1 protein-coding gene is annotated in these 695 nt (G+C 55.5%); it reads left to right on the top strand.

Features of this window, described 5'->3' with window-relative positions; all coding sequences use genetic code 11:
* Positions 1-58: 58 nt before the first annotated feature.
* A partial coding sequence (locus ACLD7X_RS17595) for an FAD-dependent oxidoreductase (protein ID WP_425625450.1) occupies positions 59-695 on the top strand: 637 nt, incomplete at its 3' end.

Raw genomic sequence — 695 nt, 5'->3', positions numbered from 1 at the left:
CGATGGGGGGTTTGTTTTGGACAAAAACTCCCTTCATATCTGGCCGCGCCATAGCTACATGATGATTGCCCTTCCCAACCTCGATGGCTCCTTCACCTGTACGCTCTTTTTTGCCCACAAGGGTTCTCCAAGTTTTGCCGAGCTCACAAGCCGCGACGCCGTAGAACAGTTCTTCAACGAACAGTTTCCCGATGCCGTACCACTGATGCCAACGCTCTTGGATGATTTCATGACCAACCCCGAATCATCCCTCGTTACCGTACGCTGTGCGCCATGGGTGACCGCCGGCGAAAAGGTAGCCTTGATCGGCGACGCAGCCCATGCCATCGTTCCGTTCTACGGCCAGGGAATGAATGCCGGCTTCGAGGATTGCCGCATCCTTATGCTTTGTCTTGATGCCGAGAACGGCGATTGGCCCCGTACACTCCGTCGCTACGAAAGCATGCGCAAACCAGCTGGTGATGCCATTGCCGACCTGGCACTGGACAACTTCATCGAAATGCGCGACAAAGTTGCCGATGAGCGCTTTCTCCTGCGGAAAAAGATCGAGGGCTGGATCCACGCTCACTATCCAACCAAGTTCATCCCACTCTACACGCTCGTGACGTTCTCGCCCCATGTTCCCTATCACGAAGCCCTTCGTGTAGGCCGAGCCCAGGACGTACTCATGGAACGCATTATGACCACTGTGCCCG

It is taken from the genome of Aphanothece microscopica RSMan92 (assembly GCF_046613545.2).
GTDB lineage: Bacteria > Cyanobacteriota > Cyanobacteriia > PCC-6307 > Cyanobiaceae > NIES-981.
Note: the sequence above shows the minus strand (reverse complement) of the source record. Positions and strands in the feature narration are given on the sequence as shown.